The following is a 26,310-nucleotide window of genomic DNA, read 5'->3' on the forward strand; positions in this document are numbered from 1 at the left end:
GTGGTTTTGGGACTGGATGCGTGAAAACTGTGTAGGAGCCCGGCATGCTAGCAGAATTTTCCGGGCCAAGAATTGTAAAAGCCTTTATTTTAAGGAAAGATTGATTGGGATGCTGACTACTAAACTATTTCCGTTCTTGGATTTGGATCTTCTAAAACCTTATTTTTACTTTTTAGTTTTTATAGGGATATACCTTACCTTTCGTTTGAAGTTTCCACAGGTCCGATTCCTATTTTTAGCGATTAAAATTTTTTCCGGGAACATGGACTACAAAGGTTCCCGAGGACGTTTGGTACATTCTCAAGCATTCTATGCGGGAACAGGTTCCTCTTTACTTCCCGGAGCAGTGCTCGGTTCCGCGCTTGCATTGGTATTAGCGGGTCCGGGGGTTTTAGTTTGGATTTGGCTCTCTAGTTTTCTGATCATGCCGCTTCGTTTTGTTTCCTCTACACTAGCGATCAGATTCAGGATCAAATTGGAAAGTGGGAGATATCTTTCCGGTCCGATGTATTTTATAGAAAAGGCGCTTAGAGCAAGATGGCTTGCTATCGCTTTTTCTTTGGCTTGTTTATTGACTGTACTTTCTATGGGAAGTGCTATCCCCGTTTTAGGCGCTTCTTTCTTAGCGCAGAATGGACTGGATATCCAAGGGATGACAGTTCCATTTTTGATCTCCATCATAGTCGTATTCGTAGTGTTAGGCGGGATCAGAAGGATCGGAAAAGTTTCTTCTTATATCGCTCCTATAGGTCTAATCCTATTTTTCTTAAGTTATGTTCTATTGTTTAGGGATCATTTAGGGAATTTTTACGTATTCTTAGAATCCGTATTTAAAGAAGCTATGCAACCTTTCTCCTTACTACTTGGGGGAGGATTCTCTCTCGCAAGGATTTTCAGCACTGGAACCGGAATGTTCTTCTTGTCCACTGAAACAGGGATCGGAAAGAGTGCGGGAGTTGCAGGAGTGGTCCGTACCGATTCAGCCGCAAAACAAGGGATCGTGAGTATGCTTGCCACATTTTTCGAAGGATTTGTGGTCTCCACTCTTGTGATTTACGCGTTATTCTCCTTTGGAGTAAAGGATGTTGAGTCTGTTAGGAATTTCTTATTCGTACTAATAAACGGACCTACCGATCCAGCAAGACTTGCTTTGATCGTTTCTTTCTTATTATTCTCTATCGTTGCGATCTCCGGATGGTTCTATACAGGAGAACAAAACGCTAGATATATTTTCGGAGAAAAATTCGCAAACGCGTATCGGATTTTATTCGTAGTTTCTTTGCTCGGTTCCGCATACGCTTACGTTCAATATGGAGAAGAGTTTCTATTACAGGTATTCGGTATCGGTTATGGACTTGCTCTAATCACCGCGGTCCCAGTTTTAATCAGTTTGGTCCTTTTAGCTAAGGTGGCACAGGGAGAACTAAGAAAATTCCTGGAAGGTGGGGCGCATTACGAAATCTTTAAGGACTTCTATCTACTTCTTCTTTCTATCCTACCTAAAAACTTGGTTTCTTTGTTATTCGGGATTTTGGCTTCTTTGAGACTGCCTAGGTTTATCATGATCCCGATCTTAAAGGCGTTTGCGAAGGCCTATAAGATCAATTTGAACGAGGCGGAGTTAGAAATCCAAGAATATAATTCTTTGAACCAGTTTTTCACCAGAGCGTTAAAAGCAGGCGCAAGGATCATAGATTCCGCGGAGAATGCGCTTGTTTCTCCGGTTGACGCAAGGATCACAGGTTTCGGAGATATTAACGATCAGGTGATCCTCCAAGCAAAAGGTGTGGATTATAACCTAAAGGAATTGATAGGAGGAGATAAGTATCTTTCCAAATTTCAGAACGGAAAATATATCACATTCTATCTTTCTCCTCAGGACTATCATAGGATACATTCTCCCGCGTATGGAAGAATATTAGGATATTATTATGAACCTGGAAAACTTTTCCCTGTAAACGAATTGGCTGTTTTTGGGATTAGAGGACTTTTCCCTAAAAACGAAAGATTGATCACGTTCTTGCAGACAGAATATGGACTTGTCGCTGTGATTAAAGTGGGGGCTTCCAATGTAGGTCGTATCCGTGTGACTTACGATAAAAAGATCATCACAAATACTTTGATCAGAACCACCAAAGAAGAAGATTATAAAGACGTTTCCATTATGATCGAGAAAGGTGCGGAATTGGGCAGATTTGAAATGGGTTCCACGGTTATCTTGATACTGGAAAGAGATACCTTCGATTTTGCGGACCTTCCTCTAAATGAAAAGGTTACTTACGGAACTACGATCGGGACTTTCAGAAAACAGGTCTTAAAACTTCCTAGATAAAATATGAGCCTTAGTTTAAAAGCGACTACGCCAGAAACCATAGAATTCGATGAGAATATTCTAAAAATAGAATGGAAAGACGGAGTGATCTCCGAATTTCCGCTATTGGAGCTCAGAAAAAGATGTCCCTGCGTTGTTTGCAAGGGTGGCCACGGGGGAAAAGTAGGAGCTACGACCGGCGGGATCAAGGACGCTAAATTATTGTCTTTTTCCAAGGTGGGAAGATACGCAATCAATTTGGTCTGGGGGGATTATCATAATACAGGTATTTATAGTTTCGATTCTCTCAGACTATATTGGCAAGGTGAACCAGGGGATCTTGGGATCCCATGAATCGTATACTTTTCGTGTTTCTGATATTTTCGGTATTTTCGTCTCTTTCTCCGGAAAAGAAGAAGGAGCCGAATTCTCCTCTCAATCTGACCATACCATTCGATTGGTTTCCTATGGAACCGTTTGCAGGTGGGATTTTTGCTGCAAAAGATTATAATGAATCTGCAAGTGTTTTGATCACTCGAAGAGAATTAACGGAACCGATAGACCAAGGCGCCTTAAATCGTGATTTCCAGATAGGGGTCATAGATTCTATCAAAAAGGGAAACGGCAGGATCATCGAATTCGGAGAATTAGAAGTAGCGAGCCGTCCAGCATTCAGTGTGCATTATAAAGATAAAGGAAGTAATCTTCACATTCTCCATATCACCTTATTTAAAGAAAATGTAATGTATGGAATTATGTTCTTTTGTTTAGGAGAAGATCCAGGCCAAAGATATGACGTCCAAAAAATGGTGAAAAAAGCCTACTTTAGGATAGACGCCTAGATAATTGGCTTAGATCGTTTCTCAATCTTTGATCAAACGCTGTGCAAGAACATCTTATAGGCCGGGTTATCCGTCTCTTCTTCGTATGGATAGCCTAAACTTTTGAGTCTTTCTCTAAAACCTTCTCTATCGGAAGAAGGAACCTGGAATCCGACTAATACTCTTCCGTAATCCGCTCCATGATTTCTATAATGGAATAATGTAATGTTCCAATCGGTTCCGACCGATTCTAAGAATTTCAATAAGGCTCCGGGACGTTCCGGGAATTCGCATCTTAAGATGATCTCGTCTTTGAGTTCGGAAACTCTTCCGCCAACCATATATCGGATATGGATCTTAGCGGTTTCGTTCGCGCTTATATCCAAAACCTCGTAGCCTAAGGATTCTAACTCGGAGATTACCTTTTCTTTTTCGGAATGGGCGCCTTTTAATTTTAAACCGACGAATACATGTGCTTGTTTGTCCGTCGCATATCTATAATTGAATTCGGTGATGATCTTATTCCCTAAAGTCTGAACAAATTTCAGATAACTTCCCGGTTTTTCCGGAATGGTAACCCCGAGTAAAATTTCTCTTGATTCTCCGATCTCAGCTCTTTCCGCCACATGTCTAAGCCTATCAAAATTCATATTAGCGCCGCTATTGATCGCTATGAGCGCTCCTGATCGATTCGGATTTTTGTTTACGTAAGATTTTAATCCTGCGAGGGACAATGCACCTGCGGGTTCCGCGATCACTCTCATGTCTTCGAATATATCCTTAACTGCGGCGCAGATCTCGTCCGTGTTAGATACTATTACGTCGTCCAGAAGTTCTTTACAAACTTTGAATGTTTCCGCTCCCGCTTGCCTAACTGCAACTCCGTCCGCAAATAATCCGACTCTATCTAAAATGATCCTTTTGCCTGCGGATATTGCTTCTTTCATCGAAGCTGCATCCGAAGGTTCTACTCCGATTACTTTGATTTCAGGTCTTAAAAATTTTATATAAGAAGCAATACCTGCTGCCAAACCGCCGCCTCCGATCTGAATAAAAACCGCTTCGATCGGATCGGCATACTGCTGTAAAATTTCCAGACCTACCGTGCCTTGCCCTGCGATCACATCCGGATCATCGTAAGGATGAATGAATCTTAGTCCATTCTCCTTTTCTAATTTTCTGGCATGAGAGTATGCATCGTCAAAGGTATCTCCATGGAGAACGATCTCTGCTCCGAAATATTGGACCGCTTCTATTTTGATGGATGGGGTAGTGACGGGCATGACGATGATCGCTTTTATCCCTAATTTTTGGGCGGAGAGTGCAACTCCTTGAGCATGATTCCCAGCGGAGGCACAAATCACTCCTGATCTTTTTTCGTCGGGAGAAAGTCTGGAGATTAGATTATATGCTCCTCTGATCTTAAAGGAGAAGATAGGTTGTAGATCCTCCCTTTTTAAAAGAACCGAAGAATTTAATCTTTGGCTCATTCGGATCATCGGGTCCAAGGGGGTATGGACCGCTACGTCGTACACTCTTGCGTCTAAAATTTTGCGGATATAATCTATCACGAAAGGTAATCCCTAAGAGCAAAAACCGCTCTTAAGGATAGAATTTAACCTACTCGGATTTACTTCCAAAGATTTTTTGATCTAAAGAGAATCTTCCTGCGCCTACCGTTAGAAATACCAGAGAGATGGTAAAAAACACTCCTGCCAATTCGTACGATCTACCGCCCGTCAGATTGATAAAAGAATCCCCCAAGATCACCGAATGAAAGTATGCAGCCACGATCATGGTACAAACGATACCGAAGGAAGCAAGCCTTGTCAAAAGTCCAATCACCCAAGCTATCCCTCCGCCGAATTCGGAAAGAGCGGCTAAAAATTGGAAAACAGCAGGCACAGAGGAATCTGGTCCCATCCAATGAAGAGGATCTTGTATTTTTCCCCAACCATGTAGTATAAATGCGTAACCGCAGACCGCTCTTGCCACTAAGATTGCGATATCCGCTTTGATATTTAGGGTTTCGTTCTTAAATATGTCCAAATTCATCCAATAGTTTCCTTTAAATTTTAATAATATTCTAATATCAAGATCCTTGGATCTTACGGAGAAGTTCCGCTAATCTTTCCAAGGCTTCCTCCCAAAATCGGCTTATCTCCTGTTTTTCCTCGGGAACGGAAAATAGGGCCGTAAAAAAGATCCTTTTTTTATGAAAAATGTCGTTCTGAGCTTTTTTGGTGTGAATCTTCTCCTTATTGGGAGGAGATTTATGAAAATAGTGGGAGTACCCTCCCACTTTTGAGTCCATCTTTAAGCTCCGGCTCTTTTCCTTTTTTGGAAAGGAAAGATGATGATCCAAAAACTCAGTATTTGCAACGGATTTACTTTCATATTCTGTTTCCTTAATGTTTATTTTTTGTGTTTCCCATCCGGGGAAATTAAGCAAAAATTGCAGTAAGTTTATCGAGGGTTTGGGTCCAACCTTCTTCCATACCTTCCACTGCAGGATAAAGTTCCGGATCCACTTTGATCGGAAGTGCGCGCACTTGAAGTTCCGTTTGAGAACCCTTGTCCGCAAACAGAATAGTGATCTGGATTTCCGCTGCAGGTTTTTTGCCGTCCATTTCAAAAGCGATATAAGAGGAGAATACTATCTTTTCTAAAGTGACGATCTCTTTATATTTCCCGCTCATCGGATTGATCCCGCCTTCCGGATCTTTCATATGGATCAGGATCTCTCCGCCTGGCCGAAGATCTAATTGGCATAGAGGAGCCGTAAAACCGTGTGGACCCCACCATTGAGACACCATATTCGGATCCGTCCAAGCTTTCCAAACCAGGTCTCTCGGAGCGTTTATAGTCCTAGTCAGTATCATTTCTTTAAATTCAGGTTGTTTGATCTCGCTCACAAACTTCTTCTCCTCTATTTAGAAAATTATTATATTCAAAGTTACTTCGGGATCGATCGGAGATCTTTTATTTCCTTTCCAAAAAATCCTGTAGACGTCCCAAAGTTTCTCTAAGCCCATCCAATGCATATTTGACAACGTTTTTGACTTCTTCTTCGCTTGGGAAAATGGTTCTCATGGTGAGTTTAGTTTTGGGACCATCTTCTTCGAAAAGAACGATTACATGGAATTGTTTCGGATTGGCATCGTCTCCATGGTCGTAGACTAGTTTTTCAGGTTTGATCACTTCGATGAACTGGATGTGATTCGGATAATCTGTTCCATCCGGACCGTGCATTGTAAATCTCCAGATCCCTCCCGGTTTTACGCTCATTTCGTGAATTGTATTCGTAAAACCGTTCGGTCCCCACCAGATAGCTACTTGTTTAGGGTCAGTCCAAACTTCCCAAACTAATTCTCTCGGTGCGTCTAAAGTCTTAATCCCTATGATTTCTTTTCCAACTACTGAAATTTCTGCCTTCATTCCATTTACCTTATTTATATTATTTTAATATTATCTTGCTACTTTGTCTAGTTCTGCCGGTTCTGCGACTACTTTGGGTTCTTTTCTGTCCCTTAATATGAAGAAGATCGCAAATGCCAGAGCAACAGAGATCCCAACGCTCAAAAAAGAAACAAAATGCAAAGAATCGGTAAATGCGCCTTGGGCGGTGGTAAGCAGTATTTGCCTAGTAGGTTCCGGAAGTTCTTTCGCTACGGCAACCGCGGAAGCTAAAGTATTATGAGAACTTTCTAATTGTTCGGGAGTAAGCCCAGGTAGATCAATTGAATTGATCCTGGATTTGAAAATCGCGACGCCTATACTTCCGAGTACTGCAATTCCGAGAACTCCTCCGAACTCTGCCGCTGTCTCAGAAATAGAGGCAGCAGCTCCCGCTCTTTCCGGGGGGGCAGAACCTACGATGATGTCTGTTCCTAAGATCACAACTGTGCATATCCCGAAGGACATGATTATTGATCCTGCTATTATCATCCAAATTCCATTCTCAATATTGATCAGAGCATAGAGGAGCATACCAATTGCGAGTAAGAAAAGGCCACCTAACATTGCATATAATGGACGCATATTACGAGCGATAATCGGAATTGTAAGAGAACCGATCACATTCCCGGCTGCTCCGGGTAGAGTCCAAAGTCCTGCTTCTAAAGGAGAAAGTCCTAAAACCAATTGTAAATATTGAGAAATAAATAGGAATCCTCCTAATCCTACAAAGATGGTCATCGTATTTCCAATAACAGCCGCGCTGAATGCCGGAAGTTTAAACAACTGAAGATCTATCATTGGATCTGCCAGAGTAGTTTGTCTTTTGATAAAGATCACTCCAATCAAAAGTCCGGCAAGTATGGTAAGAGTAGGAACAATTCCAAAACCATTTTCCGCGATCTGTTTCAATCCATAGATGATAGAAAGCACAGATACCAGGGATAGAACTGCACTAGGTAGGTCCATCTTACCTGAATTCGGATCCTTAAACTCCGGAAGAAGTTTAGGACCGACAATAAGAAGAAGGATCATAATAGGGACACTCATCAAGAAGACGGATCCCCACCAGAAATATTCTAAAAGAACACCGCCTGCAAGAGGTCCGATCGCTCCGCCTAAAGAGAAGCTCATACCCCAGATACCGATCGCAAAAGTCCTTTCTTCAGGATCCAAAAACATATTACGAATTAATGATAGAGTAGAAGGAGCTAAGGTGGCCGCCGTGATACCTAAAATTGCACGAGTTAAGATCAAAATTTCGGAACTAGGCGAAAATGCAGCAAGAACCGATGCCACTCCGAATGCAGCTGCTCCATAGAGAAGAAGTTTACGGCGCCCGATCCTATCTCCCAAATTTCCCATAATCACAAGAAAACCTGCGACCAAAAAGCCGTAGATATCCATGATCCATAATTGTTGAGAAGGGGTCGGATTCAGATCTGCGGACAATTGGGGAGCCGCCAAATAAAGAACCGTTAAATCCATTGCGTATAGAAGGCAGGGGAGTGCGATTACCGCTAAGCCAATCCATTCTTTTCGTGTGGCTTTGGGAATATTTTCAGTTTTAGTTTCAGACATTCTGAATGTACCTTTTTATATAATTCTAATATAACACCGGGACAAATTCCCGGATGATTCCTATTTTTCCGGCTCTTTATTTTTAGCTTGGAGTTGTTGTAGATACGCATCTAAACGATCCAAACTTTCTTCCCAAAAATGACGGTAATGATCCAGCCATCCGGAAGCTTCCTTTAAGCCGTCAGGTCGGATCCTGCAAGGCCTCCATTGAGCCTCTCTCCCTCTTTCAATCAAGCCCGCCTTTTCCAAAACCTTTAGGTGTTTGGAAATTCCGGGGAGGCTCATATTAAAGGGTTCTGCAAGTTCCTTAACAGTTGCCTCTCCTGAAACCAGATAGAGTAAGATCTCCCTCCTGGTTGGGTCTGCCAGAGCGGCAAAAGTATTGCTCAGTCGATCGGATTGTGTCTCGTATTTAACCATTTAGTTAATTTACCATTTGGTAAAATAAGGGACTTCGGATCGTCAGTCAAGCCCAATCTGCGAGGTAGATCCAAAAAATTCGGACAGGGAAGCTGGTCTGGAGCGATTTTCCGTGCTTGAGATGACGAGGTCGTGACCTGAAGCTTCGTGCACTAGACTCGTTATTTCGTTACGGTATTAGAAAGGCGGCCCGAGATTCGTTTAGAATGGGTCAGGGAGACGATCTCTAATCCGGACTATATGGTGATTCAAATCGATAAAAGGTTTCGTTACTGGAAATGGATTGACGAGGCTCAAAAATACCTTCGAGTTATTACCTTAGAAGATCGCAAAACTGTTCATAATGCCTTTTTCGATCGAGGTTTTAAAAGATGAAAGTTATCCATTATCCTGAAACTGATTCCGTTTATATCGATTTAGCTGACCGGCCCTCGGCAGAAACCAGGGAAGTGAGCACGGATCTGAACATAGATTTGGATGCTGAAGGCAAGCTTGTGGGGATCGACATCCACGGAAATGCTTCTAAGTATGTAGACCTTTCTTCTTTCCTGATCGAGACCATAGAAACCTGATTTCATTTTTATAGAAATATACTTGTTTTCACCCTAAAATTGGGGTTTTATCTAATAGTTCATCACGGCTCTTTTCCGCTGATTTTCTGAGCAAGAAAAAAAAGGGTCGACAAATTTCTTTTTATTATGTCTCCTAATCCAAAACTAAGAGAGAGTGCCCAAGATGGGTGAAGGATCCCTTTCCCAGGAAGAAATAGATGCCCTTTTAGCGGGTGCAAATGACACATTCGATCCAGGCAGTAGCATGGCTGCCGGAGGCGGGTCCAAGGAAGCTGCCGGTCTTTCTCCGGTAGATAGGGATCTTCTGTCCGATTTTCTTTCTCATTGTTTTATGACTGCTGGAAATACTCTAGCCGCTATTCTTTCCAAAACTTCTAATTTTATGAATCCTACTTCCGAGGCAAAGTCCCGGAAGGATGTGGAAGCGGAACTTAAATCCAACACGTTTTTATTATATTCTACCTATTCCGGAAATCTGAACGGTAGAGTTGTGCTTGCAATGGGCGCGGATAATGCGGCTCGCATCGCGAATATGATGATGGGTGGCTTTGATTCAGGTGGCCTAGACGAAGGCCAACTACAAACATTAAGAGATAGTTTAACTCCTATCATGGGGGCTCTTCAGTCTCAGATCGCTGCTAAGACCGGTGGTGGAGTGAACGGGTCTCCTGCGGAGACCAGGCATGTAACTTCTCCGGCTGCGTTAGTGCTTCCTGAAGGTGATCCACTAGTTCGTACATTCTTCAATTTAGCGATAGAAGGACTTCCATCCTTCAGAGTTCAATTCATTCTCTCTTTATCTATGGCGAATGATATTCTCTCTCTTTCTAAAAGATCCGGAGGAGGAGGGGGAGGAGATTACGCTTCCGGTGGCTACCAAGGCGGAATGGGCGGTGGCGGAATTTCTCAGGTAGGAATGAAGGGCGTTTCTTTCCCGAACCTTGCTACTGCAAGCGGTGCCCAAGGCACGCCGAACCTGAACCTTCTCATGGACGTTCAAATGTCTGTGACAGTGGAACTCGGAAGAACCAAGATGTATATTAAAGATATCTTAGGTTTGGGAGAAGGTTCCATCATCGAATTAGACAAGCTTGCAGGTGAGCCTGTGGATCTTTTAGTAAACGGTAAGTTGATTGCGAAGGGAGAGGTCGTGGTCATCGACGAAAACTTCGGTGTGCGTGTAACGGATATCGTAAGTCCGGCCGATAGGATCAAGCCGGAGTCAGGAGGCGGATGAGCCGAATTTTTCAAACGATCCATTCGTTTTTTTCAGGATTCGGCTCCCTCGCTTTGGCGTTCGGAGTCTTTTGTATTTTATCGGGTATCGCCGGAGGATTGTATTCTCAGGGTTCCGAGAGAGAACAAATGGACGAAGTTCTTAAGAAAGAATTGGGAACCTCCGAAAAAAAGACTTCCGAATCTTCCACAATATCCGCTCCCAAGCAGGAAGAGAAGAAGGAGCCAGCTACCGAAGCGGCACCGAATCCTGTGGAAGAAAGATATAAGCCTGTTTCGGACGGGCCTAGTCTCGCCGGAATTTTATTTAGGATCGTTCTTGTATTAGGAATTCTTTGTGGAGCCGCGTATTGGGTACTTCGCACTCTCGCAAAATCCAGAGAAGGTTCTCTTCCTGTCCGAGGAGAAATGAATCTTCTCGGAAGTTTGAACTTGGGGACGAATAAGCAGCTTCAGATCGTAGAAGTGACTGGACAGATTTTTGTGTTGGGTGTGGCGGATAACGGTATCAATTTAATCTCCGAAATTACTGATACGGAGACTAAGGCGAGACTCCAAAGGATGAGAGACGAGTTCAAACCTCCGGAAGGCGGTTTTTTGGTCACCGCTCTGGAACAATTAAAGGATTTGAATATCCGTCTGACAGGAAAGTCGGAGGAAGAGGAACAAACTTTTCGGCAAACGCCTGGCGAAAGAAAAGAGAAACAGAGAAAACTCAAAGAGAAGTTAGACGAAATTAAGAAGGAAAGGAATAATCTGGAGAACGGATTATTCGATTTGAACTAGGGGGAAATGTGGGAGAGGGGTTCGCTACAAAGGCAGGGAAAAAGTTTTCCGAAGGTATGAGACATAACTCGGTTATGTGGAAGATACTTTCGGGTGTTCTTCTTTTTACCATATTGATCGTTGCAATCCCGGAAGAAACTTACGCGCAAGCCAAGGCCCCTAGGATTCCGATTCCGAATTTGAATATCAATGTGAACGAAGCAAAAGGTCCGAGAGAGACAAGTCTTTCTTTGATGATTCTTTTTTTGGTCACTATTCTTTCTTTGGCTCCTGCCATTGTGATGTCCCTGACTTCTTTTACCAAGATAGTGATTGTTTTGGATTTTGTAAGAAGGGCTCTTTCTATTCAGAACCTTCCACCTAACCAAGTAATGGTGGGGCTCGCATTATTCATGACATTCTTCATTATGGCGCCCACTTTGAATATCGTGTACGAGAAAGGTTTAAATCCGTACATGGAAGGTAAGATAGACACAAACGAATTTTTCGATAAGTCCATGATCCCTCTTAGGGAATTTATGATGAGGCAGATCGGGACAAGTGGAGCCAAGGATGTGGCTTTGTTCTTAAAGATCGGTAAAGTGGAGAATGTGGAATCATTCGACGATGTTCCGAATTACGTTCTGATTCCCGCCTTCATGCTTTCGGAAATAAAGAAAGCGTTTTGGATCGGGATCATAATATTTATTCCTTTTATAGTAGTCGATCTTGTGGTCGCTTCCGCACTTCTCTCCATGGGTTTGAATATGCTTCCTCCTGTGATGGTGAGTTTACCGTTTAAATTGATCTTATTCGTTCTGGTGGATGGTTGGAATTTAATCGTCTACGAGCTCGTAAGGAGTTATAAATGACGGAAGTAGATGCAATCACTCTGATCAGGGATGCTTTGTTTGTGACTCTAAAACTTTCTGCCCCCATTTTATTTACTGCGATGGTGGTTGGGCTTATTATAGGAATTTTGCAAACCACAACTTCTATCCAAGAGCCTACGATCGCTTTCGTTCCTAAGTTACTGTCTATTTTTGCAGTAATAGTGATCTTTGCCGGCTGGATGCTCCAAACCATGACTGATTATACCAGGGATCTTTTCCTGATGATAGAGAAGTTTTAGATTCAAAAAATGGAATACTTTATAGGAAATTTCCAAGTCTTTCTTCTGATCCTGGCAAGGATCGTGGGGCTTCTATCCGTAGCTCCTGTGTTTTCCTTTGCCTCCATCAGTTTTCCGCAAAGAATGACTCTTGGTTTTCTGATCTCGGTGATCTTATTTCCTGTAAGCGCTTCCTTTGTTCCTCCGATCCCGGGCAATATGATCGATTACGGTTTGATTGTTATGGCTGAGGCTCTGATCGGGATACTCATGGGATTTTTGGTGAGTTTGGTTTTTTCTTCATTCCAAATGGCGGGAGAATTTTTTAACGTTCAACTTGGTTTCGGTTACGCGGAGATCTTGGACCCGATCTCTCAAACAAGTCTTCCCGTTATCAGCACTCTAAAAAATATGTTGGGTATGCTCCTATTCCTTTCTTTGGGAGCTTACCGTTTCCTGTTCGAAAGTTTGGTATATTCTTTCGAGAAAGTACAGGTCTTAAAACTCGTGCCTGAGATCCAAGATGGTCTATACAAGGCAATGGAAGAAGCGGTAGGTGCGATGTTCCTAGTCGCTTTTAAAATTTCTTTGCCGATACTTGGAGTTCTTTTTTTAGTCACAGTTTCGGAAGCGCTGATGGGAAAAGCAGCTCCTCAGTTAAATATTTTACAGCTTAGCTTTCCCATTAAGATTGCGATCGGTCTTATTGTGATGATCCTGATCGTTCCATTCTTGATCACTCAGATGGACAATGCATTCCAGCTTTCTTTCGAGAAGATGAACCTAATGCTGAAAGGGTGGCCGAATTAATGGGCTCCTTTTGGAAGAAGATATTCGGATTTTTTTCTAAGATTGCCGTGTTGGAACTCCTGCACAGGGCGTGGGGATTCTTTTCTAATGCGATGTTGGAATTCCAACATGCTACTTCGCACTCGCAGCCAGTCCCCGCAACTACTCCTTTCCGGATCGATCTGCAATTATTCGCCGCGGAAGATGAGGGACGTACACAACCGGCCAGCGAAAGAAGAAGAAGGGAAGAAAGAGAAAAAGGAAATGTTCCCAAAAGCCCTGAAGTCGCATCTGCAGTCGTTCTTTTAGCAGGCATTGTTTTAATGTATCTTATGGGAGAATATTTTTTCATGAGATCCTACTATCTATTGAGGAAATATTTTTTCGGAATACGTTCTGCGAATGTGGTTAGTTCGGAAACGGTAGGCGAACTTCTGAACAACGCTCTCGCGGATATCACTCAACTTCTTCTTCCTTTGATGGGGATCACAGTGGTTGCTGCGATTATTGGTAATGTAGTCCAGACCGGGTTTTTATTCGCTCCCAGAGCTCTTGCGTTCAATTTCGGAAGGATACGTCCGAATTTCAAAAAGGTGCTTCCGAATCGCCAGACGTTATTCGGTTTAGCAAAATCCTTAGTCAAAGTGGCTGTAATCGCTTGGGTCTCTTATTTTGTAATAGAGAAGGACTTCTTCAAGATACTGATGCTCGGAAATATGGGCTTAGAAGAATCCGTAGCATTAATCACTTATACGGCATTTAAAATTTTTATAGTGGTAGGGATACTTCTACTCGCGATCAGTATCGGAGATTATTTCTTCCAAAAATACGAATACGAAGAAGCCCTCAAAATGACTCCTTCCGAATCCAAAAGAGAGATGAAGGAGCAAGATGGGGATCCTTCTTTGCAAGCTAGAAGAAGGCAAATGGCTAGGGACCAGATCAAAAAAAGCAAGATGCTGGCGGAAGTCCCGAAAGCGGACGTAGTCATTACGAATCCAACCCACTTTGCAGTGGCATTAGAGTATAAGCCTAACAAACATAGAGCGCCGGTCGTGATCGCAAAGGGCGTAGACGATTTTGCATTACGTATCATTCGCGTTGCAAAGGCGAACGATATCGCTACGGTAGAAGACCGTCCAATGGCAAGAACACTTTACGACGAGGTAGAAATCGGTCAGGAAGTTCCTGCCAAATTCTATACGGCCCTTAGTGTGATCTTCACAAAACTCGAATCTTTCCGGAGAGCGTTCCGAAACGCTTCTTAAGCCTAGGAGAATATTATGGATAAGAAATGGTACACACAATCCGACTTCATCCTGGGTGCGGGAGCAGTTGCAATTGTCGGGATGTTGGTAGTTCCTCTACCTGGATTTGTTCTGGATATTTTGATATTATTCAGCTTAGCCTTGAGTTTACTGATCGTTCTGACATCTTTATCCATTAAAGAGCCGTCCGAGTTTTCCATTTTCCCAAGCTTATTGTTGATCACTACGATCTATCGATTGGCTTTGAACGTTTCGACGACCAGACAAATTTTGTCAAAAGGTCCCGCGGTAAATAGCGCTATCATAGATGCATTCGGTTCCTTCATCGTAGGAAGTGAATCTGGTTTGAGCAAGTACGTAGTCGGATTTATTATCTTCTTAATTTTAGTGATCGTTCAGGTTCTCGTGATCACCAAAGGTGCAACCCGTATCTCGGAAGTGGCAGCAAGATTTACATTGGACGCATTGCCCGGTAAACAGATGGCAATCGATATGGAACTTTCCACCGGAAATATTAACGAGGCGGAAGCTCGCAAAAGAAGAAAGAAGATAGAGGAAGAAGTGGACTTTTACGGTTCCATGGATGGAGCGAGTAAGTTCGTGCAAGGTGACGTGAGAGCTGGACTTATCATCACAGCGATCAACCTAGTTGGAGGAGTCATTATCGGAGCAAGTATCCGCGGAGAATCCTTTATATCCGCGATCGAAACCTACGGAAAGTTCACTATAGGTGACGGACTTGTTTCTCAAATCCCAGCGCTTCTCACAACTGTTGCAACGGGTATAATTGTTACCCGTTCCGGATCCGAATCGGATCTTGCAAAACAATTTAAGACCCAGCTATTTGCGAACTCCAGAGTATTGTATGTAGTAGCCGCTTCCATGGGTCTTGGCGCATTTATACCTGGTTTACCTTTTATTCCGATGGTGCTTCTTGCAGGCGGACTTGCGTATCTTGCATATTCCTTGGAAAGAACAGTGCAAGAACAGCTTGAGGTTTTGGAGAAGAAGGAAAAAGAATCTGTGGGGGATCGCAAACCTAGGGATTATTACGACGAACTTAGGATAGAGCCTATCGAGATCGAATTCGGTTATCATTTGGTGCCGTTAGTGGACGCTTCTCAAGGCGGAACATTGATGGATCAGATCTCCAACTTAAGAGGAAAGTTTGCGCGTGAAAGCGGGATCGTCATTCCTCCGATCCGTATATTAGATAATTTGGAAATACCTCCGGATCAATTCACGATTAAGATCAACGGAGTGGAGGTAGGTTCCAGCACTATCCGTCCTGAAAAACTGATGGCGATGCCTTCCGCGGAAAGCCAAGATCTTTCCTCTATCGAAGGAGAATCTTTCTTAGAACCTGCTTATGGAAGGACTGCGAAATGGATCTCTGCGGATTCGAAAGGAGATGCGGAGTCCAAAGGATTTATCGTGGTGGATTCTTCCACCGTTATCATAACATATTTGAGAGAATTACTCGCGACTCATGCTTCCAGTTTACTTGGAAGAGAAGAAGTCAAAAAACTTCTGGATCATTACAGATCTCAGTATCCGACTCTCATCCAAGAATTGGAAGCAGACAAGCCGGGAAATTTGGGAATGCTCCAGCAAGTTCTTCAAAATCTTCTCAGAGAAGGTTTGGGAATTCGAAACCTGGTCCCGATTTTGGAAACTGTCGCAAACAAGATGGGCAAGTATCCGAACCCGTACGTTCTTACGGAATTCGTAAGACAGGCAATCTCCAATACGATCGTAAAAGATTATATGGTGGATGGAAAACTACAAGTCATTGTGGTAGAAGGCCGGGTGCTCGACAGATTGAACAAATCTCTGGCGCAAGATCGTTTGGAAGGAAGGGATATTTTAGTCCTTCCTCCCGATTTCCAAAGAAGACTATTGGAATCCGTTGCGGATATGAACCGAAGGGTACAAGAAGGAAGAGGATTCCCGATCTATGTGGTCAACAGAGAGGTGAGAATGCCTTTCGCTTATTTCTTAGCGAAAGAATTCCCGCCTAGGAACTTTGCGGTGCTCGCTTTAGAAGAGGTGCATTCTTCCGTTCCTACGGTAATCGCGGGAGAGCTCAGGATCGCACAAGCCCAGGCGGCGGAACCCGCAGAAGTGGTTTAAGAAAACGTAATATTTTAATCGAAAACACAGGAGGATAACATGGATTTCGCAAAGATTAGGGGCAAGGATCTACAGGATTGCCTAATGCAGATGAAGATGAAATACGGCCCGGAAGCCCATGTCATCGAACATAGGATTTTGACCGAAGGTGGGGTGTTTGGAACAGGTCTTATGGCCCGCAAGGTCGTCGAGATCCAAGTCGGGATCCCTGAAAAGGCAAGTTCCAGAGAGAAGGTGGAGAAAAAACTCCAAGACCTAAAAGAATTGCTGAAACAAAAGTCTACTCTTGGCTCTGAAAAAAGAAGAAGTCTGGAAGAGTTACCTAGTTGGGAAGAAAGAACTTCTCGTCCGAGGACTTCTTCTTTGCCTAAAGAACTAATAGAAGTCACATCTGAAGAAATAGAGTCCGAGGAAAATTTAGGGCTTTCTTTCTCCAAAGAATTCGAGCCTAAAATTGTAAGGCCGATCCGCAAAGAGCAGGATTCCAATATCCTTAAAATGAGGGATAAACTTATCAAAGAAGGAATGAGCGAGGCTTACGCGGAAGAAATTATTTCCCAGGTGGAGCAGAGACTTTCCCCTTTGGATCGTTCTCGTACAGTGGCAGTTCAGGAAAAAATCGTAGAAGTTCTTTCTGAAAGAGTGCAGGTGGAACCTGATATTTTTAAGGGAACTAGAAGGGGACAGAGAAAAGTGGTCTTCTTTGTGGGGCCTACCGGTAGTGGAAAGACAACTAGTATCGCAAAACTAGCCGCTAAGTACCATCTTCATATGGGAAAATCAGTGTCACTTTACACAACCGACAACTATAGGATCGCGGCAATCGAACAGCTAAAACGCTACGCGGATACCATGGAAATGCCTTTTTATGCGGTAAAAGATCTGAAACGTTTTCAGGAGACCCTGGCAAGAGACGGATCAGAGCTGATCCTAATAGATACTGCGGGTTATAGCCATCGTAATGTGGACCAGCTTAGCAAAATGTACGGATATCTTTCCGCATTCGGAGAAAGGGACAACGTCGAAAATATCCTTGTATTATCCGCCACATCTTCGTATCATCACACCCACTCCGTAATGAAAGCCTACGAACCTCTTGGTTTCCGTAGAATTTTATTAACTAAACTGGACGAAGCGGAATTTTTGGGTGGATTTCTGGAACTAGCCGATACACTTAATAAGGGTTTTACCCATTTAAGTGTTGGTCAAGAAGTTCCCTTCGATATGATCCCAGCGGAAAAACACCAACTCGCTGAATGCGCAGTAAATCCGGAAAAACTCATCGAGATCCGTGGAGAAGTATTCTCCGCTTAAGGTTTCGATAAACCTAAGTCCCAGAGAAAGAGGTTAGGATGGACCAAGCGACTCAGTTGCGGAAACTTACCGAGGGTAATACGAGTTTAAAACTCGTGTCTTCAACCAAACCTATGACTAAGATTATAGCGATCGCTTCCGGAAAGGGTGGGGTCGGTAAAAGTACTATCTCCGTAAATCTAGCTATCTCCATGGCTAAGGCGGGACAGAAAGTCCTAGTATTCGACGGAGACCTAGGACTCGCTAACGTAAATGTGATCTTAGGGATCATCCCTAAGTATAATTTGTATCATGTAGTCAAGGGACATAAAAGTTTAAAGGACATCATCATCCAAGCTCCGGAAGGAGTGGATATCATTGCGGGCGCAAGCGGATATTCTCAACTTGCGAACCTGAACGATACCCAAAGAAATAATTTGATCAAAGGATTTGCCGATCTGGATTCCTATGATTATATGATCATAGACACCGGAGCAGGGATCAGTTCTAACGTGATCGGACTTACACTTCCTGCGGACGATGTAATCGTAGTTACTACGCCTGAACCAACCGCAATCACCGACTCTTATGGTCTCATCAAAGCGATCGTTTCCCAAAGTAGGGACAAAAATCTAAAGATGGTCGTCAACCGTGTGCGTTCCGCTATCGAAGGCAAAAAGGTTGCAGATCGTGTGATCGATATCTCAGGCCAGTTCCTAGAAGTGAGAGTCGAAAATTTAGGATTTATCTTCCAGGACGACGAGGTGGAAAAAAGTATCCGGGAGCAAAAACCTTATATCATCCATTCACCTAAGAGCAAAGCGGCCGCTTGTTTGAATCGGATCACTTATTCTCTACTCAACCAAGAAATGGACAATTTGGACGACTCCGGAATTACAGGATTCTTCCGTAAGTTTTTCAATTTTGTGGACGTTAGAGAAAAACAACAGAGCGAGGAAGAGTGAACCTGCAAATCGGTTTCCTCGCTTTTTTCTCCTTTTTAGGACTCATCATTAGTCTTGTCTGCGGCATCATGGTCGGAAATTACTTCGGCCATATTCTATTTATTACCTTTTTATCCACGGTCGGTATGTCTGTTTTCGGATTCGGGGTTTATTCCGTTTTAGCTGCTAAGGTCCCAGAGTTTTTGGAACTTTTAAGCAATTTTACCGGGGCTCATTCCTTGGGAGACGAGGATGGTTTGGATGGCGGGGGTCGTCATTCTCATTCGGAGCACGCGGATATGGATACTTCTACCGTTAATTTCGATTCTCCAAGTAGCGCGGACGAGATCCGAGCGGCTGCAAGTGGTATCCCTCGCAAAAAAGCGGATAAATTCGGAGATCATATCATTGTAGAAAATATCGCGATCAAAAACGAGCCTAAGTTAATGGCGGAAGCGATCCGGACCATGCTCGCCAAAGACGACGGCAGCCAGGACAAATAGTAAAAATCTTTCCGACCGAATTCTTGGCTCGTTGGAACTCCAACACACGATTTACATCGCGATTTTGGCTTAAATCCGCCCAGAAACCCAATGAGACAAAAAACTGCTTGATTTCCCTTTTTTGAGTCAAAAAATGCTATTGCAAATCGGTTTGGTCCACGACACTCTTAAGCAGAGGACCATCCTATTCCGTTGTTATGTCCAAACTTTTCGAAAAATACAATAATACGGATGAAACCGAACTTTGGAAGTCCTACCGGGATTCAAAAGACCAAAATATTCGCAGTTATCTTGTAGAAAAATATTCTCCTCTAGTCAAACACGTAGCTGGTCGTATCGCGATCGGTATGCCTCAAAATGTTGAGTTCGATGATCTTGTTTCATACGGGGTATTCGGTCTTCTAGATGCGATCGAAAAATTCGATCCGGAAAGACAGATCAAATTTAAAACCTATGCGATGACCCGGATCAGAGGTTCTATCTTCGACGAACTTCGTTCTATCGATTGGATTCCCCGCTCTATTCGCCAAAAAGCGAAACAGTTGGAGCAAATTATCGGAATGCTCGAGAACAAAGAGGGCGCTCATGTAGAGGACGAAGCGATCGCAAAAGAAATGGGGATCTCCGTCGAGGAGTTCAACTCTCTTCTTACTAAGATCAGCGGCACGTCACTCGTTTCTTTAAATGATATTTGGTTCCTTGGCGATGAGAACGACGAGGTTTCTTTCATGGAGACATTAGAATCTCCAATGAACATGAATCCTGACACGATCATCGAAAAAGAAGAAATCAAAAACGTGATCGTGGAAGCGATTAAGACACTTCCGGACAAAGAAAAAAAAGTAATCGTCCTTTATTATTACGAAGATCTAACCTTAAAAGAGATCGGAGAAGTATTGGAAGTAACCGAGTCCAGGATTTCCCAACTTCATACGAGAGCTGTCGCAAGGCTTCGTAGTAAATTAGGAAAAGTGAAATCGGTTATTAGTAAAAAATAATATACCGAACCGTCTCAGAGGAGCTTCTTTTGAGTCTTACATCCTTTCTTAAAGACCAATCTAAAGAACTAGATAAGCTCCAAAACGAGCAGGTAGAAGTAATAGCTCCTACTTTGGAGAAATGTCTGCAGATGGCTGCAGCACATCTCAAACGAAAATCACACGAGCTGGACTATATAGTAATCAAACGCGGAAAGAAAAAACTTTTCGGATCGGAACCTTGGCATATCAGAGCATCCATTCTTCCGGAAGATACTTTCTTAGACGAACTCTCGGAATTGGACAAAAAGCTCACCGGCGGCTCCGGAAAACTAGTCTCCAAAGATCTGAAAGAGTTCCTACAACCTAAGGATAGAGACGGAAAAGCAGTCGTTCAAATTTTCCGCAACGGAGTTTACCTCACAGTATATCCCCCATCCGGCGAAGGAAAGGCGATCGAATTGTCGGAAGTTTCTCGAAGACTTTCCGTTAGAGGCGTAAACGAAGTAGACGATGGCCAGATCCGCAAGATCGTAAAAGAGACAAAGGGAGAACCTATTTATATTTCCAATATGAAACCAAGGCAGGGCGCCGAGGGGAAAATGGTATTGGATATCGCTCCCGATAAGATGAAGGCAAAGATTACTTTTATCCCTCCAAAACCGGGCGGAAGAGATCTGGAAGTAAAAGACGTAGTCAATTATCTCAAAAATGCAGGGATTAAATACGGAGTAAAAGAAGAAGAGATCCAAAAAAGGTTGGAGGACGAATTTTATAACCAACCTTTCACCGCTGCAGAAGGAGATCCTCCTGTTAACGGAAAAAATGCTCAGGTTATCTTCCATGTACGTGTCAGCAAGAAGGTAGTCTTCCGAGAAGACGAGTCCGGAAAAGTAGACTACAAAGATATGGACCTGATAGAGAACGTTGTTGTAGGACAACTTCTGGCGGAAAAAATTCCTGCGGAAAGAGGGAAATACGGACGCACATTATTCAACGAACTTCTACCAGCAAAAGACGGATTAGATACCGAACTCAAACAAGGTAAGGGTACTATCCTTTCCGAAGACAGGACCAAACTCACTGCGGAGGTGAACGGACAAGTTGTCTATGCAAGCGGTAGACTTTCCGTCGAAACGGTTTACAGGGTCAACGGGGACGTGGGTATCAAAACAGGTAACGTTACATTCTTAGGTTCCGTAATCATCACTGGGAACGTAGAGGACAATTATTCGGTCAAGGCAGCGGGAAATATAGAGATCTACGGCACTGTCCAAAAAGCAAACGTAGAAGCGGATGGGGACATTATCATTCGCCAAGGGGTTTCCGGAAGAGACGAGGCCAGGATCGAATCCACTGGCGGGAACGTGATTGCAAAGTTCATTCAGAACGCAACCGTAGTCACCGAAAAAGACGTAGTAGTGCAGGAAGGAATCCTACACTGCTTTGTGAGCGCCGGGGGGAAAGTGATCTCCAACGGTAAGAGGGGGCAAATTGTAGGAGGTACGATTCGTGCTTCCGATACCATTGCGGCCAAGGTCATAGGATCTTCCGCCAACCCAGCAACAGAGTTGATTGTAGGAACGGATCCAAAAGTATTAAAACAAATCTCAGAATACGAAGAAAAACTGGCAGAAAACCAGGATAAGTTCGAGCAGATCTCCAAGAGTCTAAAGACTCTTAAGGCGAGAAAGGAGAATGATCCGGCATCTTTTACCCAAGACCATGAGCAACAATTGATCAAAACCAGTAAGGCTACCGAAAAACTGGAGATCCGGGTCCGAGAATACGAAAACGAGATCCAGAATCTCAAGGCGTATATAGAAGAAAGAGCCGCGAACGGAAAGATCAGCGTCGAAAAGACCTTATACGGTGGGGTTACCATCAAGATCAAAAGTGCGGAATTTAAGACCCGTAATGAGATCAAACATAAGAGTTTTGTGGAAGAGAACGGGGTTATTAGACAATTGCCGTACCAAGATCCTGAACCGGATAAAAAAGACTGGAGAAAAAACAGATCTAGAGGAAAATAAAGGATATGAGGCTGAACGAACCTCTTTCCGGATACGGCGCTGCGAACGATTTGGTCCGAAGGACTATACTGGAGAACCCACATACTCTTTCGAACGTAATCGCCCAGAACGAAAAATCGGTCCGAGAGTATTCCATAGATAAAAAGTATGCGGTGCAAATGTACACCGAGACTTTTTCTCTTTCACCGGAATATAGGGAAAGACTTCGCACCTCATACACCCAAAGGATCGGAGAAATAGAAAAGGAAATCCGTTCTTTTAAAGGACCAAAACCCGAGGGTGGAAAGGAGAAAATTTTCTCCTATGATAAGAGCGGTAGAAAAACCGAAATTCGGACTCCTACTCGTTCTACAGTGGACTATATAGCTTAATAAAAACGCGCCGGTCTTCCTGAGGGATGTTGTTGGAAATATCCTCGAAAAGGACGCTTGTGCGATGGAACTATTCACAGTCCTATTCTTAAATATCATCATAGCCGTAGGCTTGTACGTAGGCGTATCCGCCCAAGTGACGAAGAGAATTCGTTCTCATATGATCCGTCGTATCAACGAAGAGATCCGTACATTAGTAGACGAGATCCAAACGGAAACAGAAAGCCAGATCGAACTTTTGAATTCAAAGATCCAAGCTTATAAAATTTTGGTCCAACGTTCCGATTCTTTGGAGGATAAATATAAGTCCATTCTCCAGAAACTGGAATCTCTTCCAGACAGAATACTTTCTACCGAAGGTAAAAAATCAGAAAAACAGAATATAGCTCCTGAACCGATCTTGGAATTCGAAAGTGTAGAAGAGGAATTAGAAATCAGCGAGCCTTCTATCCTAACACAAAAAGAAGCGATCCAAATTTCCGACGAAGAAAAATTCAAGAATGAGTATCTGACCCTGATTCGTGAAAAACAAAAGGAACTTAAAACTACTCCGACTGAATCGTTAGAGAGTAGAAAACAAGAACTTGCCGCAAAAGCCGGAGAAGGTGTAGGCAGGCTTTATAAACAGAATCTGAGGGAGAATTATTCTGCAGAAAATCCAAAACCTTTCTTGGATCCTGAAAGAAAAAATCTCAAAAAAGAAACTGTTCCTTCTGGAGAAGAAGATTCGGGAACGTTAGGGATTCTGAAAAACTTCGGCAAGAAGATCAAGGATGTAATGGGCTGGAAAGATCCTCAGGAATTGATGTCCGAAATTTCTCCCACCAGAACTCCTCAGCCCATGTATAACCCGAGTTCTACATTCGATATTTCTCTGGACGGAGATCCGTTCGAAGAGAATAAAATCCAGTTTCCAGATGATATTAGCGGAGGCTCTTTGAAAGCGGAGTCGGATTATACTCCTGAATTGGATCCTAAAAAAACGAGTTCCAAGTCCAAAAGAACGGACAATAAAATCCCGGTGGAGGAAAACTTCGGAAAAATCCTGGAAAGAAAAATGACGGGTTACGCTCCTCAAAAACAGGATTCCGTAAAAATTTCCTCCGAAACAGCGCTAAAAGACCTAGGAGAAGGGGCAAGCAAAATTGAGAAGGTCGTTTTCCTCTTGAAAAAAGGATACTCCCATGAGGAGATCTCAGAAGCCTTGGATCTCGCCACCGGTGAGGTGGACATTATTGAAAGATTTAGGTTGGAGAGAAATAGGAGGACCTAATGTCCCAATTTAGCGTCTTGAACGTTGGTTTTGGAAATATAGTCATGGTTTCCAAGATCGTGGGTATCATTCATTCGGATTCGGCCTCCGCAAAAAGGATCCGAAACGAAGCCAAAAGTAATAACAGTTTGGTAGACGCGACTCAAGGGAAAAAGACCAGGTCCATTATCATTACGGACTCCAACCATCTGATCCTTTCCAACTTAAGAGTGGAAGCCCTCACAAGAAGGATAGAAAGCAGGGATAATTCTATCGCAGAAGAAGAGGAAGAAAAGGACTGAAATCTCCCAAACTAATCGTTCTATCCTCCGTAGCAGGAGGCGGTAAATCCACACTTATCCAAATGATACGAGCCAAACATCCAGATTTGGCTTTTTCAGTTTCTTGTACTACGAGACCTCCGCGTCCCGGGGACAAAGAAGGAGTAACGTATTTTTTCTTAAGCAAAGAAGAATTCGAATCCGGGATCGATAAGGGAGAATTTCTGGAATGGGCCAAGGTTCATGATAATTACTACGGAACTCCCGTTAAGTTCGTGAATCAATGTATGTCAGCCGGCAAATCCGTGATCATGGATTTAGATGTGCAGGGAGCTGCCCAGGTAAAACAAAAACTCGGAAAAGAAGCTATCACGATCTTTATACTTCCTCCAAACGAAGAAGAATGGGAAAAAAGACTAAGAGGTAGAGGAACCGATTCCGAAGAAAGTATCCTGAAACGTATCAAGAATGGAAAAGAAGAACTGTCACATAAAGACGAGTTCGACCATATCATTGTGAACGATACTCTCGAACACGCTCTCTCTCGTTTAGAAGAAATTTTATTTTAGTTCAAATTCATTCCCATGAGTTTTTCACAAAAAATACAAAGTCACTAAAGATTTTGTTAGCAGGAGATAATATGAGTAAGACAGTGCGTTTTATTTTCTTGGTATCCGTTTTAACAGTTTGTTCTAATTGTATATTCCTCATTAAACCCAGGAAGGATTTTGAAGAGAGTAAAAATTTAGCAGCCCCCGATTATTCTAGATCTGAATTTTGGGCGGCGCTCCCGGATAAAAAAGATAATGCGGATCTGGTCCCGGAAAATTCAGGTTTAAAGGAAAGCCAATCTATAGCGGAAGCGGATACTTTTTATATTCATCCAACCACGTTACTTCTTCGGCCTAAGTATTGGAATGGGGATCTAAAGGACGAAAGTTTAAACGAAAGAACCGATAAACATCCGATCAAGACGCAAGCGAGCGCATTCAATGAATGTTGTAAGGTCTATGCTCCTAGATATAGACAGGCTGCATTTTTCGTTTTTACTAAAGATGCTCCGGAAGGAGAAGCCGCTTTGGATCTTGCATTCCAAGATGTGAAAAACGCCTTTTTATACTATATGAAAAACTGGAACAAGGGGCGTCCTTATATCATAGCTTCTCATAGCCAAGGTACTCGGCATTCCGTTCGTCTGCTCAAAGAGGTCATTTCTTCTAATCCTGAATATAAGAAAAATTTAATTGTTTCTTATTCGATCGGGTTTCCATTTAAACAAGAGGAAACTGGTTTGCCCGTGTGTTCCGGTCCAAAAGATACAGGATGTGTGGTCGGTTGGAATTCCTATATTTGGGGAAATTCTCCGGGTAGATTATTGGACAGATATGGAAAAGAGACAGTCTGTGTGAATCCGTTAAGTTGGAAACAAGACCAGGAATATTCTGCTAAATCCGAAAATTTAGGAAGTATAAATCGAAGTTTCGATCAATTGATCCCGGGCATTGCCGATGCTAAATGTAATTCAGGCGTTCTATGGATCCATGAGCCGGAGATAAGCCGGACGCCAAACTTAGGAAAGGACGGGAATTTACATACAGGTGATTTTCATTTCTTCTACGCGAATATTAGAAAAAATGCAAAGGATAGATTGGAATCTTTTAAAATACAGAGTGTTAAAAGAGGCAGAGAGTAAATTATCACGCAGAGCCACGGAAAACGCAGAGTTGTAATTATAGAATATGAATAAATATAACTTTAATTTCTCCGCGTCTTTGCGCCTCTGCGTGACAAAAAATTAATTCGTGCAGTAGGTTTGTTCTATCACGATCGAAGGCATATCTGTTCTTCTTCCGTCCAGATCTAACTTTTTGTTTTTTAGATAAAATCCGCAGACTTCCACGTAAGAACCGACGGATACTCTATTCATTAGGCTGTAATCATCCGAGTCCAAAACCACCGGTTTTCCTGAAAAATGAACTACGAATCGGATCGAATTCCCTTTGTATAATACATGGGTCACAGTGCCGGCGACTCGTACTGTTTCGCCGACAGCTTTTCCCGGATTATTGACCAGTTCCTCTCCGGAAACATATTTAGGTTTCGTGGGAGCAGAAACTTTTTTACTCTTAGAGTAAACGGTTCCGGTAGAGATGATTATTAGTGAAAGAAAGAGGATCGTTTTCTTTTTCATAA

General features: G+C 43.0%; 29 protein-coding genes. 21 read left to right on the forward strand and 8 right to left on the reverse strand.

Going from position 1 to position 26,310, the window contains the following annotated elements:
• The first annotated feature begins 109 nt into the window (after positions 1 to 109).
• From asd to LEP1GSC185_RS17355, 3 genes are read left to right on the forward strand one after another with little or no spacing between them, the layout of a single operon-like run.
• Positions 110 to 2,332, forward strand: a complete 2,223-nt coding sequence (asd, locus tag LEP1GSC185_RS17345; RefSeq protein ID WP_008592562.1) for an archaetidylserine decarboxylase — start codon at positions 110 to 112, stop codon at positions 2,330 to 2,332.
• Positions 2,333 to 2,335: 3 nt separating this feature from the next.
• The gene (locus LEP1GSC185_RS17350) at positions 2,336 to 2,665 is read left to right on the forward strand and encodes a DUF971 domain-containing protein (RefSeq protein WP_008592147.1); all 330 of its coding nucleotides are present in this window, start codon (positions 2,336 to 2,338) and stop codon (positions 2,663 to 2,665) included.
• Complete coding sequence (locus tag LEP1GSC185_RS17355; RefSeq protein ID WP_008592178.1) at positions 2,662 to 3,153, forward strand: hypothetical protein; 492 nt, start codon at positions 2,662 to 2,664, stop codon at positions 3,151 to 3,153. Before LEP1GSC185_RS17350 ends, LEP1GSC185_RS17355 begins: the two co-directional genes overlap by 4 nt.
• 32 nt (positions 3,154 to 3,185) lie before the next feature.
• On the opposite strand, the gene ilvA is transcribed toward LEP1GSC185_RS17355, so the two are convergent.
• From ilvA to LEP1GSC185_RS17390, 7 genes are all read right to left on the reverse strand, one after another.
• Positions 3,186 to 4,703, reverse strand: a complete 1,518-nt coding sequence (gene ilvA / locus LEP1GSC185_RS17360; RefSeq protein ID WP_008592853.1) for a threonine ammonia-lyase, biosynthetic — start codon at positions 4,701 to 4,703, stop codon at positions 3,186 to 3,188.
• Positions 4,704 to 4,752: 49 nt separating this feature from the next.
• Positions 4,753 to 5,187 (reverse strand): DoxX family protein, encoded by a 435-nt coding sequence (locus tag LEP1GSC185_RS17365; RefSeq protein ID WP_008592997.1) that lies wholly within the window; start codon positions 5,185 to 5,187, stop codon positions 4,753 to 4,755.
• 37 nt (positions 5,188 to 5,224) lie between these two features.
• Positions 5,225 to 5,446: a hypothetical protein gene (locus tag LEP1GSC185_RS17370; RefSeq protein WP_008592661.1), complete on the reverse strand. Its 222-nt coding sequence runs from the start codon at positions 5,444 to 5,446 to the stop codon at positions 5,225 to 5,227.
• Positions 5,447 to 5,576: 130 nt separating this feature from the next.
• A complete protein-coding gene (locus tag LEP1GSC185_RS17375) occupies positions 5,577 to 6,047 on the reverse strand; it encodes an SRPBCC family protein (protein ID WP_008592464.1) in 471 nt (156 codons plus the stop codon).
• A gap of 67 nt (positions 6,048 to 6,114) precedes the next feature.
• Positions 6,115 to 6,570, reverse strand: a complete 456-nt coding sequence (locus tag LEP1GSC185_RS17380) for an SRPBCC family protein (protein ID WP_008592342.1) — start codon at positions 6,568 to 6,570, stop codon at positions 6,115 to 6,117.
• Between the two features lie 30 nt (positions 6,571 to 6,600).
• Positions 6,601 to 8,169: an MFS transporter gene (locus tag LEP1GSC185_RS17385; protein WP_008592367.1), complete on the reverse strand. Its 1,569-nt coding sequence runs from the start codon at positions 8,167 to 8,169 to the stop codon at positions 6,601 to 6,603.
• 60 nt (positions 8,170 to 8,229) lie between these two features.
• On the reverse strand, positions 8,230 to 8,589 hold the full coding sequence (locus LEP1GSC185_RS17390; protein ID WP_008592739.1) for an ArsR/SmtB family transcription factor: 360 nt from the start codon (positions 8,587 to 8,589) through the stop codon (positions 8,230 to 8,232).
• A 371-nt stretch (positions 8,590 to 8,960) separates the two neighbouring features.
• Between LEP1GSC185_RS17390 and LEP1GSC185_RS17395 the strand changes: the two genes are divergently transcribed.
• From LEP1GSC185_RS17395 to LEP1GSC185_RS17480, 18 genes are all read left to right on the forward strand, one after another.
• Positions 8,961 to 9,161: a DUF2283 domain-containing protein gene (locus LEP1GSC185_RS17395; RefSeq protein WP_008592255.1), complete on the forward strand. Its 201-nt coding sequence runs from the start codon at positions 8,961 to 8,963 to the stop codon at positions 9,159 to 9,161.
• A gap of 163 nt (positions 9,162 to 9,324) precedes the next feature.
• Positions 9,325 to 10,398 carry a flagellar motor switch protein FliN gene (fliN, locus tag LEP1GSC185_RS17400; protein WP_008592963.1) on the forward strand — a complete coding sequence of 358 codons (1,074 nt, stop codon included), beginning with the start codon at positions 9,325 to 9,327 and terminating at the stop codon, positions 10,396 to 10,398.
• Positions 10,395 to 11,183, forward strand: coding sequence for a flagellar biosynthetic protein FliO (gene fliO, locus LEP1GSC185_RS17405; protein ID WP_008592843.1), 789 nt, complete (start codon positions 10,395 to 10,397; stop codon positions 11,181 to 11,183). Before fliN ends, fliO begins: the two co-directional genes overlap by 4 nt.
• A 56-nt stretch (positions 11,184 to 11,239) precedes the next feature.
• Positions 11,240 to 12,034 carry a flagellar type III secretion system pore protein FliP gene (fliP, locus tag LEP1GSC185_RS17410; RefSeq protein WP_024864059.1) on the forward strand — a complete coding sequence of 265 codons (795 nt, stop codon included), beginning with the start codon at positions 11,240 to 11,242 and terminating at the stop codon, positions 12,032 to 12,034.
• Complete coding sequence (gene fliQ, locus LEP1GSC185_RS17415) at positions 12,031 to 12,294, forward strand: flagellar biosynthesis protein FliQ (RefSeq protein WP_008592775.1); 264 nt, start codon at positions 12,031 to 12,033, stop codon at positions 12,292 to 12,294. Before fliP ends, fliQ begins: the two co-directional genes overlap by 4 nt.
• A 9-nt stretch (positions 12,295 to 12,303) precedes the next feature.
• Positions 12,304 to 13,083 (forward strand): flagellar biosynthetic protein FliR, encoded by a 780-nt coding sequence (gene fliR, locus LEP1GSC185_RS17420; protein ID WP_008592674.1) that lies wholly within the window; start codon positions 12,304 to 12,306, stop codon positions 13,081 to 13,083.
• Positions 13,083 to 14,330, forward strand: a complete 1,248-nt coding sequence (locus LEP1GSC185_RS17425; protein WP_008592532.1) for an EscU/YscU/HrcU family type III secretion system export apparatus switch protein — start codon at positions 13,083 to 13,085, stop codon at positions 14,328 to 14,330. Before fliR ends, LEP1GSC185_RS17425 begins: the two co-directional genes overlap by 1 nt.
• A 15-nt stretch (positions 14,331 to 14,345) precedes the next feature.
• A complete protein-coding gene (locus tag LEP1GSC185_RS17430; protein ID WP_008592279.1) occupies positions 14,346 to 16,463 on the forward strand; it encodes a flagellar biosynthesis protein FlhA in 2,118 nt (705 codons plus the stop codon).
• Positions 16,464 to 16,502: 39 nt separating this feature from the next.
• The gene (flhF, locus tag LEP1GSC185_RS17435) at positions 16,503 to 17,777 is read left to right on the forward strand and encodes a flagellar biosynthesis GTPase FlhF (protein ID WP_008592364.1); all 1,275 of its coding nucleotides are present in this window, start codon (positions 16,503 to 16,505) and stop codon (positions 17,775 to 17,777) included.
• 38 nt (positions 17,778 to 17,815) lie between these two features.
• Positions 17,816 to 18,721 (forward strand): MinD/ParA family protein, encoded by a 906-nt coding sequence (locus LEP1GSC185_RS17440; protein ID WP_008597222.1) that lies wholly within the window; start codon positions 17,816 to 17,818, stop codon positions 18,719 to 18,721.
• On the forward strand, positions 18,718 to 19,203 hold the full coding sequence (locus tag LEP1GSC185_RS17445) for a hypothetical protein (protein ID WP_008592725.1): 486 nt from the start codon (positions 18,718 to 18,720) through the stop codon (positions 19,201 to 19,203). The genes LEP1GSC185_RS17440 and LEP1GSC185_RS17445 overlap by 4 nt, the downstream gene beginning before the upstream one ends.
• 197 nt (positions 19,204 to 19,400) lie before the next feature.
• Positions 19,401 to 20,201 (forward strand): RNA polymerase sigma factor WhiG, encoded by an 801-nt coding sequence (gene whiG, locus LEP1GSC185_RS17450; protein WP_008592176.1) that lies wholly within the window; start codon positions 19,401 to 19,403, stop codon positions 20,199 to 20,201.
• Positions 20,202 to 20,230: 29 nt separating this feature from the next.
• Positions 20,231 to 22,213: a FapA family protein gene (locus LEP1GSC185_RS17455; protein ID WP_008592539.1), complete on the forward strand. Its 1,983-nt coding sequence runs from the start codon at positions 20,231 to 20,233 to the stop codon at positions 22,211 to 22,213.
• A gap of 5 nt (positions 22,214 to 22,218) precedes the next feature.
• Positions 22,219 to 22,584, forward strand: coding sequence for a hypothetical protein (locus LEP1GSC185_RS17460; protein ID WP_008592883.1), 366 nt, complete (start codon positions 22,219 to 22,221; stop codon positions 22,582 to 22,584).
• 64 nt (positions 22,585 to 22,648) lie between these two features.
• Positions 22,649 to 23,857 (forward strand): hypothetical protein, encoded by a 1,209-nt coding sequence (locus LEP1GSC185_RS17465; RefSeq protein ID WP_008592309.1) that lies wholly within the window; start codon positions 22,649 to 22,651, stop codon positions 23,855 to 23,857.
• Entirely contained in the window at positions 23,857 to 24,138 is a 282-nt protein-coding gene (locus LEP1GSC185_RS17470; RefSeq protein ID WP_008597280.1) for a DUF370 domain-containing protein, read from the forward strand. Before LEP1GSC185_RS17465 ends, LEP1GSC185_RS17470 begins: the two co-directional genes overlap by 1 nt.
• Before the next feature lie 14 nt (positions 24,139 to 24,152).
• Positions 24,153 to 24,686: a guanylate kinase gene (gene gmk / locus LEP1GSC185_RS17475; protein ID WP_081467339.1), complete on the forward strand. Its 534-nt coding sequence runs from the start codon at positions 24,153 to 24,155 to the stop codon at positions 24,684 to 24,686.
• A 71-nt stretch (positions 24,687 to 24,757) separates the two neighbouring features.
• Entirely contained in the window at positions 24,758 to 25,810 is a 1,053-nt protein-coding gene (locus LEP1GSC185_RS17480; RefSeq protein WP_008592148.1) for a DUF3089 domain-containing protein, read from the forward strand.
• Between the two features lie 102 nt (positions 25,811 to 25,912).
• Here the strand turns inward: LEP1GSC185_RS17480 and LEP1GSC185_RS17485 are convergent, their stop codons facing one another.
• On the reverse strand, positions 25,913 to 26,308 hold the full coding sequence (locus LEP1GSC185_RS17485; protein WP_008592514.1) for a TOBE domain-containing protein: 396 nt from the start codon (positions 26,306 to 26,308) through the stop codon (positions 25,913 to 25,915).
• Between the last annotated feature and the right edge of the window lie 2 nt (positions 26,309 to 26,310).

This window comes from Leptospira licerasiae serovar Varillal str. VAR 010, assembly GCF_000244755.1.
In the GTDB taxonomy this organism is placed as follows: Bacteria; Spirochaetota; Leptospiria; order Leptospirales; family Leptospiraceae; genus Leptospira_B; species Leptospira_B licerasiae.